Origin of the sequence: Streptomyces anatolicus, from assembly GCF_019400875.1 — a bacterium.
Lineage (GTDB): Bacteria > Actinomycetota > Actinomycetes > Streptomycetales > Streptomycetaceae > Streptomyces > Streptomyces anatolicus.
Window position 1 is genome coordinate 1 of the sequence record NZ_WMBF01000277.1, and the last position, 8,366, is coordinate 8,366.

An 8,366-nucleotide genomic window follows, 5' to 3' on the forward strand; every position below is an offset into this window, starting at 1 on the left:
CGTCCCCCGCACACCGGCCGCGACAGCCGAGGCCCCCTCCGTCCGCCCCGACGCCAAGGCCCTGCGCGAGGCGATCAAGGGGCTGCCGGACGCCGACGCGACCGCGGCCCTCGTCCGCGTCGGCGGCACGGACGGCACCTGGCGCGGCAGTTCGGGCGTCCACGACCTCGTCACGCACCGCAAGGCCGACCCGCACGGTCGGTTCCGCGCCGGGTCCACGACCAAGATCGTGACGGCGGCCGTGGCGTTGCGACTGGCTGCCGAGGGCACCCTCGACCTCGACAAGCCGGTGCAGCACTACATGCCGGAACTGTTCGGGAAGGGACCATTCGGGGAGGAACCGTCCGGGAAGGAGTTCCGGCCCATCCCCGTACGCAGCCTCCTGAACTACACCAGCGGCCTCAAGCCGGGCGACGGCTTCGACGACGAGTACGCCCACCGCTACGACACGCTGGATCCCCGGACCGTCGTCGCCTCCGCCATCGCCAAGGGCCCCCAGCACGACCCGGGCGCCGAGCAGCACTACCGCAACATCGGTTACACCGTGCTCGGTCTGCTGATCGAGAGGGTCACCGGAGACACGTACGCCCATCAGGCCCGGCAGCGCGTCTTCGAGCCGCTGCGCATGCGCGACACGTACTTCCCGGGCGCCGACCCCCGCATCCGCGGCCCGCACAACCGTGGCTACCAGAAGATGGAGCGCCCGGACGGCACGACCCGGCTGGTCGACGTCACCGAGTGGAACCAGTCGGACCGCTTCGCGGCGGGCGACATGATCTCGTCCACGGCCGACCTGGAGACCTTCACGCGGGCCCTGTTCGGCGGCAAGGTCCTGCCGAGCGCCCAGCTGAAGGAGATGCTCACCCTGCCCCGCCTGGCACCGGGCGTCCCCGAGGCGGTCTTCGGCGGGGGCCCTCAGTACATGGAGATCGGCGGCAAGGCGGTCTGGCTCAAGACCGGCGCCCGCTACGGCTACACGAGTCTGATCGCCGCGACCGAGGACGGCTCCCGTACCCTCGTCTACTCGGTCAACGCGACCGACGCGAAGGGCCAGGGCATGAACCCGGTGGCCGAGCGCATCGTGGGAGCCGCGTTGCGGTGAGGTAGGTTCACCAGGTTGTCTGGTGCGGTGTGCGTGACGGGGGTTGCGGTAGGGCGGGGAATCGGCCGCGGGACTGGCATGTCCTGGACCTGGACCTGGATCCGACGCCGGGTGACAAGGAGGACCGGCCATGGCGCCCGGGTGGAATTGGGAGAGCGGCGAAGGCCTGTTGGGTATCGACGACCCCGCCGAATGGGACGCGGCCTACGAGCGCGGTGAGCGACGCCTCGGTACGGCAGCGATCGGACTGGCCTTCAACTGCCCGTTGGAGGAGGTCTCACCGCGCCTCATCAGGGCGATGCGGTTGCCGGACCAAGGCCAACGAGGCTTCGCGTTCACCGCGGCAGGCACCGCGGCCCGGCTCAACGGCGAGCTGACACCTGAGTTGTACGAGGCGCTGCGCGCGGTCGGCCATCGTGGCATCGCCGAGAACGCCATCGACGACACACTGACGTTCGTGCCGTTCCGGAAGCTGCCGCTGTGGTTCAAGTGGCGGAAGGTCGCATCAAAGGTGGAGGACAAGCTGATGACCTGGCGGCTGGAGGTCACGTATGCGATCGAGGGCGCCCGGAATGCCTTGAGGCGACGCCGCTGATGGAGGCCTCCCACTGGGACTGGGAGAGCGGCGAGGGGCTGATCCGGATCGATGACCCCGCCGACTGGGACGCCGCGTACGGACGTGGCGCGGACCATCTCGGCACCGCGGCGATCGGCCTCGCCTTCCGGTGCCCCCTCGAAGACGCCTCGCCACGCATCATCAAGGCGATGCGGTCGCCGGACATCGCTCAGCGCGGCTTCGCCTACACCGCCGCGGGTGTCGCCGCCCGGCTCAACGGCGCGCTGACCCCGGAGCTGTACGACGCGTTGCGCGCCGAGGGGCACAAGGGGCTCGCCGAGTACGCCATCGACGACACCCTCGTCTTCGTGCCGTTCCGGCAGCTGCCGCCGTGGCTGAAGCGGCGGAAAGTGCTGACGTATGTGCGCCGCAGGCTGGAGGGCTGGTGGCTGCGCTCCGCGGATCCGGTTCTGGACGGCTGGAAAGCCGTACGGCGCCGCTCCTCCTGACGCGGCGCCGCACGGCCTCGTGGGGACGGCTACTTCGCGGACTCCACCGCATGCCCGCCGAACTGGTTGCGCAGCGCCGCGATCATCTTCATCTGCGGCGAGTCGTCCTGGCGGGACGCGAAGCGGGCGAAGAGCGAGGCGGTGATCGCCGGGAGCGGCACCGCGTTGTCGATGGCCGCCTCGACGGTCCAGCGGCCCTCGCCGGAGTCGGCGGCGAAGCCCCGCAGCTTCTCCAGGTGCTCGTCGTCGTCCAGCGCGTTGACGGCCAGGTCGAGCAGCCAGGAGCGGATGACCGTGCCCTGCTGCCAGGAACGGAAGACCTCGCGCACGTCGGTCACCGAGTCGGCGGCCTCCAGCAGCTCCCAGCCCTCGGCGTAGGCCTGCATCATGGCGTACTCGATGCCGTTGTGGACCATCTTGGAGAAGTGGCCGGCGCCGACCTTGCCCGCGTGGACGTAGCCGAAGTCGCCCTCCGGCTTGAGGGCATCGAAGACCGGCTTGACGCGGGCGACATGCTCGTCGTCGCCGCCCACCATGAGGGCGTAGCCGTTCTCCAGGCCCCAGACGCCGCCGGAGACACCGCAGTCGACGAAGCCGATGCCCCTGGCCTTCAGCTCCTCGGCGTGCTTCTCGTCGTCCGTCCAGCGGGAGTTGCCGCCGTCGACGACGATGTCGCCCTCGGAGAGGAGGTCCTTCAGTTCGTCGACGGTCGACTGGGTCGCGGCGCCCGCCGGGACCATCACCCAGACGACGCGCGGGCCTTCGAGCCTGTCGACGAGTTCGGCGAGCGAGTCGACGTCGGTGACGTCGGGGTTGCGGTCGTAGCCGATGACGGTGTGGCCCGCGCGGCGGATGCGCTCGCGCATGTTGCCGCCCATTTTGCCGAGGCCGATGAGTCCGAGCTGCATGTCAGTCACTTGCTTTCTGCGAGTCGGCCGCGCAGGGCGCGGTAGGTGGCGACGAGGGACTGCGTGGAGGCGTCGAGGCCGGGGACCTCGGCGCCTTCGGTGAGCGCGGGCTCGACGCGCTTGGCGAGGACCTTGCCCAGCTCGACGCCCCACTGGTCGAAGGAGTCGATGTTCCAGATGGCGCCCTGGACGAAGACCTTCTGCTCGTAGAGCGCGATGAGCTGGCCGAGGACCGAGGGGGTCAGCGCGCGGGCGAGGATCGTGGTCGTCGGGTGGTTGCCCTTGAACGTCTTGTGCGGGACCAGTTCCTCCGGCACGCCCTCGGCGCGCACCTCGTCGGGCGTCTTGCCGAAGGCGAGCGCCTGGCCCTGCGCGAAGAGGTTCGCCATCAACAGGTCGTGCTGCGCGGCGAGTTCGGGGCCCAGCTCGTCGACGGGCCGCGCGAAGCCGATGAGGTCCGCGGGGATCAGCTTCGTGCCCTGGTGGATGAGCTGGTAGTAGGCGTGCTGGCCGTTGGTGCCGGGCGTGCCCCACACCACCGGGCCCGTCTGCCACCCCACGCCCCGGCCCTCGCGGTCCACGGACTTGCCGTTGGACTCCATGTCGAGCTGCTGGAGGTAGGCGGTGAACTTGGAGAGGTAGTGCGAGTACGGCAGCACCGCGTGCGACTGCGCGTCGTGGAAGTTGCCGTACCAGACGCCCAGCAGGCCCATCAGCAACGGCGCGTTGGCCTCGGCCGGTGCCGTGCGGAAGTGCTCGTCGACGAGGCGGAAGCCGTCCAGCATCTCGCGGAAGGCGTCCGGGCCGATGGCGATCATCAGGGAGAGGCCGATGGCGGAGTCGAAGGAGTAGCGGCCGCCGACCCAGTCCCAGAACTCGAACATGTTCGCCGTGTCGATGCCGAACTCCGACACCTTCTCGGCGTTGGTCGAAAGGGCCACGAAGTGCCTGGCCACGGCCGCCTCGTCACCGAGGGAAGCCAGCAGCCAGGAGCGCGCGGCCTTGGCGTTGGTGATCGTCTCGATCGTCGTGAATGTCTTGGAGGCGATGATGAACAGCGTCTCGGCGGGGTCGAGATCGCGGATGGCCTCGTGGAGGTCGGCGCCGTCGACGTTCGAGACGAAGCGGACGGTGAGGTCGCGTGCGGTGTAGGGGCGCAGCGCCTCGTAGGCCATGGCGGGGCCGAGGTCGGAGCCGCCGATGCCGACGTTGACGATGTTGCGGATGCGCTTGCCGGTGTGGCCGGTCCACTCCCCCGTACGGATCTTCTGGGAGAAGGCGGCCATCTTGTCGAGTACGGCGTGCACCTTCGGCACCACGTTCTCGCCGTCGACCTCGACCACCGCGTCGGCGGGCGCCCGCAGGGCGGTGTGCAGGACGGCGCGGTCCTCGGTGGTGTTGATCTTCTCGCCGCGGAACATGGCGTCGCGCTGCCCGAACACGTCGGTGGCGGCGGCCAGTTCCTGGAGGAGGGCGAGCGTCTCGTCGGTGACGACGTGCTTGCTGTAGTCGATGTGCAGGTCGCCCACCTGGACGGTGTAGCGCTCGGCGCGGCCCGGGTCGGCGGCGAACAGGTCGCGCAGGTGCGTGCCGTTGAACTTGGCGCGGTGGTCCTCCAGAGCGGTCCACTGCGGGCGGCGGGTGAGAAGCGGCTTGGTGTCGGCGGTGAGGGGCTTGCTGTCAGTCATGTCGTACGGACTCCTTCGTGCCGGCGGCGTCCCCGTGCAGCGCGACGGCGTACATCTCGTCGGCGTCGAGGCGGCGCAGCTCTTCGGCGATCAGCTCGGCCGTCGAGCGGACCTTCAGGGCGAGGGTGCGCGCGGGCTGGCCGGGCAGGGTCAGGGTGGCGAGGGGGCCCTCGGGGCGGTCGATGCGGATCTCGCCGTTCGCCGTGCCGAGGCGGACCGCGGTGATGACGGGCCCGGCGGTCGTGACGCGCTCGACGGTGACGCCGAGCCGGGCGCCGAGCCACCGCGCGAGCAGTTCGGCGCTGGGGTTGTCGGCCTCGGACTCGACGGCGGCCGACGTGATGCCGGTGCGGGCCTGGTCGAGGGCGGCGGCGAGCATGGAGCGCCACGGGGTGAGGCGGGTCCAGGCGAGGTCGGTGTCGCCGGGGGCGTAGGACGCGGCGCGGGCCTCGAGGGCCGCGAGCGGGTCCTCGACGGCGTACGCGTCGGTGATGCGGCGGGCGGCGAGCGCGCCCAGCGGATCCTTGGCGGGGTTCTCCGGCGCGTCGACCGGCCACCACACGACGACGGGGGCGTCGGGCAGCAGCAGCGGCAGGACGACGGAGTCGGCGTGCTGGCCGACCTCGCCGTACAGCCGAAGGAACACGGTCTCGCCGGTGCCCGCCTCGGAGCCGACCCGCACCTCGGCGTCGAGGCGGTTGCCCTGCCGGTCGCGCGGGGAGCGGGCGGTGCGCCGGATGACGACGAGGGTGCGCGAGGGGTGCTCGCGGGAGGCCTCCTCGGCCGCCTTCACCGCGTCGTACGCGTTCTCCTCGTCGGTGACGATGACCATCGTCAGGACCACGCCGACGGCGGGGGTCCCGATGGCCCGGCGTCCTTGCACGAGCGCCTTGTTGATTTTGCTTGCCGTGGTGTCGGTCAGATCGATCTTCATGGCCTGCGCCAGCTCCGTCCGTCTCGTGCGAGCATCTCGTCCGCTTCCCTCGGGCCCCAGCTGCCCGAGGCGTACCGGGCGGGCTTGCCGTGGGTGTCCCAGTGCTCCTCGATGGGGTCGAGGATGCGCCAGGACTCCTCGACCTCCTCCGTGCGGGGGAAGAGGTTGGCATCGCCCAGCAGTACGTCCAGGATCAGACGTTCGTACGCTTCCGGGCTGGACTCGGTGAAGGACTCGCCGTACGCGAAGTCCATGGACACGTCACGGATCTCCATCGACGTACCCGGGACCTTCGAGCCGAAGCGCACGGTCATGCCCTCGTCGGGCTGGACGCGGATGACGATGGCGTTCTGGCCCAGCTCCTCGGTGGCGGTGGAGTCGAACGGCGAGTGCGGGGCGCGCTGGAAGACGACCGCGATCTCGGTGACCCGTCGGCCCAGGCGCTTGCCGGTGCGCAGGTAGAAGGGGACGCCCGCCCAGCGGCGGTTGTCGACCTCCAGTTTGACGGCGGCGTAGGTGTCGGTCGTCGACTTGGGGTCGATGCCCTCTTCATGGAGGTAGCCCTTGACCTTCTCGCCGCCCTGCCAGCCGTCGGCGTACTGGGCGCGGACCGTGGACGCCGCCGGGTCGTCGGGGAGGCGCACGGCCTTGAGGACCTTCAGCTTCTCCATCACCAGCGACTCGGCGTCGAACGCGGCCGGCTCCTCCATCGCCGTGAGGGCCATCAGCTGGAGCAGGTGGTTCTGGATGACGTCACGGGCGGCGCCGATGCCGTCGTAGTAGCCGGCGCGGCCGCCGATGCCGATGTCCTCGGCCATCGTGATCTGCACGTGGTCGACGTAGCTGCGGTTCCAGATGGGCTCGTACATCTGGTTGGCGAAGCGGAGCGCCAGGATGTTCTGGACGGTCTCCTTGCCGAGGTAGTGGTCGATGCGGAAGACCTGGTCGGGGGCGAACACCTCGTGGACGATGGCGTTCAGGTCCTTGGCCGACGCGAGGTCGTGGCCGAACGGCTTCTCGATGACCGCGCGGCGCCAGGAGCCCTCGGGGGCGTCCGCGAGGCCGTGCTTCTTGAGCTGCTGGACGACCTTGGGGAAGAACTTCGGCGGCACGGAGAGATAGAAGGCGTAGTTGCCGCTGGTGCCGCGCTTCTCGTCCAGCTCCTCGACGGCCTCCCGCAGCTGCCGGAAAGCGGTGTCGTCGTCGAAGTCACCCGGGATGAACCGCATGCCGTCGGCGAGCTGCTGCCAGACCTCCTCGCGGAAGGGGGTGCGGGCGTGTTCGCGCACCGAGTCGTGGACGACCTGCGCGAAGTCCTGGTCCTCCCACTCGCGGCGGGCGAACCCGAGGAGCGAGAAGCCCGGCGGGAGCAGTCCGCGGTTGGCGAGGTCGTAGACGGCCGGCATCAGCTTCTTGCGGGACAGGTCGCCGGTGACGCCGAAGATGACGAGCCCGGAGGGGCCCGCGACGCGCGGCAGGCGCCGGTCGCGGGGGTCCCTCAGGGGGTTGTGCCAGTCGGTGACGCTCACTTGGTGCCGGCCTCCTTGTCCGCGAGACGGTCCGCGACCGTGCCGAGCAGGTCGGTCCAGGCGGCCTCGAACTTGGCGACGGCCTCGTCCTCCAGCTGCTGGACGACCTCGTCGTAGGAGATGCCGAGCTTCTCGACGGCGGCAAGCTCGGCGCGGGAGGCGTCGTAGGTGCCGGTGACGGCGTCGCCGTGGATGTCGCCGTGGTCGGCGGCGGCCTTGAGGGTGGCCTCCGGCATGGTGTTGACGGTGCCGGGCGCGGCCAGCTCGTCGACGTAGAGGGTGTCCTTGTACGCCGGGTCCTTGACGCCCGTCGAGGCCCACAGCGGACGCTGCTTGTGGGCGCCCGCCGCGGCCAGCTTGGCGGCGCGGTCGGTGGCGAACGCCTGCTCGTACGCCTCGTAGGCGAGCCGGGCGTTGGCGAGCGCGGCCTTGCCCTTGAGGGACTTGGCCTCGTCCGTGCCGATGCCGTCCAGGCGCTTGTCGATCTCGGAGTCGACGCGCGAGACGAAGAAGGAGGCGACGGAGTGGATGCCGGCCAGGTCGATGCCGCGCTCGTGCGCCTTGTCCAGGCCCGCCAGGTAGGCGTCCATGACGGCCTTGTAGCGGTCGAGGGAGAAGATCAGCGTGACGTTGACGCTGATGCCGAGGCCGATGACCTCGGTGATCGCCGGCAGGCCCGCCTCGGTCGCCGGGATCTTGATCATGACGTTCGGGCGGTCGACGAGCCAGGCGAGCTGCTTGGCCTCGGCGATGGTCGCCTCGGTGTCGTGCGCCAGCCGCGGGTCGACCTCGATCGACACGCGGCCGTCACGCCCGCCGGTCGTCTCGTACACGGGGCGCAGCACGTCGGCGGCGGCGCGCACATCGGCGGTGGTCATCATGCGGACGGCCTCGTCGACGGTGACGCCGCGTACGGCCAGGTCGGCGAGCTGGTCCTCGTAGCCCTCGCCGGAGCCGATGGCGGCCTGGAAGATCGAGGGGTTCGTGGTGACACCGACGACGTGGCTCTTCTCGATCAGCTCGGCGAGGTTGCCGGACTCGATGCGGGTGCGCGACAGGTCGTCGAGCCAGATGGAGACGCCTTCGTCGGAGAGGGCCTTGAGGTGCGACGAGGAGGGGGCGGGGGCAGCGGGTGCGGCG

The 8,366-nt window shown here is 70.4% G+C and carries 8 protein-coding genes; 3 read left to right on the forward strand and 5 right to left on the reverse strand.

Annotation, left to right across the window (positions count from 1 at the left end; genetic code table 11):
* The 3 genes from GKQ77_RS21915 to GKQ77_RS21925 form a co-directional block, all read left to right on the forward strand.
* The coding region (locus tag GKQ77_RS21915; protein ID WP_219690637.1) for a serine hydrolase domain-containing protein at positions 1–1,102 on the forward strand (1,102 nt) is incomplete at its 5' end.
* Between the two features lie 130 nt (positions 1,103–1,232).
* Complete coding sequence (locus GKQ77_RS21920; protein WP_219690638.1) at positions 1,233–1,697, forward strand: hypothetical protein; 465 nt, start codon at positions 1,233–1,235, stop codon at positions 1,695–1,697.
* Positions 1,697–2,167 (forward strand): hypothetical protein, encoded by a 471-nt coding sequence (locus GKQ77_RS21925; protein ID WP_219690639.1) that lies wholly within the window; start codon positions 1,697–1,699, stop codon positions 2,165–2,167. The genes GKQ77_RS21920 and GKQ77_RS21925 overlap by 1 nt, the downstream gene beginning before the upstream one ends.
* 29 nt (positions 2,168–2,196) lie before the next feature.
* On the opposite strand, the gene gnd is transcribed toward GKQ77_RS21925, so the two are convergent.
* Genes gnd through tal form a run of 5 tightly spaced genes read right to left on the reverse strand, consistent with a single transcriptional unit; the run spans position 2,197 to position 8,299 of the window.
* Positions 2,197–3,075 (reverse strand): phosphogluconate dehydrogenase (NAD(+)-dependent, decarboxylating), encoded by an 879-nt coding sequence (gene gnd / locus GKQ77_RS21930; protein WP_219690640.1) that lies wholly within the window; start codon positions 3,073–3,075, stop codon positions 2,197–2,199.
* A gap of 5 nt (positions 3,076–3,080) precedes the next feature.
* The gene (gene pgi / locus GKQ77_RS21935; RefSeq protein ID WP_219690641.1) at positions 3,081–4,763 is read right to left on the reverse strand and encodes a glucose-6-phosphate isomerase; all 1,683 of its coding nucleotides are present in this window, start codon (positions 4,761–4,763) and stop codon (positions 3,081–3,083) included.
* Positions 4,756–5,697, reverse strand: coding sequence for a glucose-6-phosphate dehydrogenase assembly protein OpcA (opcA, locus tag GKQ77_RS21940; protein WP_219690642.1), 942 nt, complete (start codon positions 5,695–5,697; stop codon positions 4,756–4,758). Before opcA ends, pgi begins: the two co-directional genes overlap by 8 nt.
* Positions 5,694–7,226: a glucose-6-phosphate dehydrogenase gene (gene zwf / locus GKQ77_RS21945; protein ID WP_219690643.1), complete on the reverse strand. Its 1,533-nt coding sequence runs from the start codon at positions 7,224–7,226 to the stop codon at positions 5,694–5,696. Before zwf ends, opcA begins: the two co-directional genes overlap by 4 nt.
* On the reverse strand, positions 7,223–8,299 hold the full coding sequence (tal, locus tag GKQ77_RS21950) for a transaldolase (protein ID WP_219690644.1): 1,077 nt from the start codon (positions 8,297–8,299) through the stop codon (positions 7,223–7,225). Before tal ends, zwf begins: the two co-directional genes overlap by 4 nt.
* Positions 8,300–8,366 lie beyond the last annotated feature (67 nt).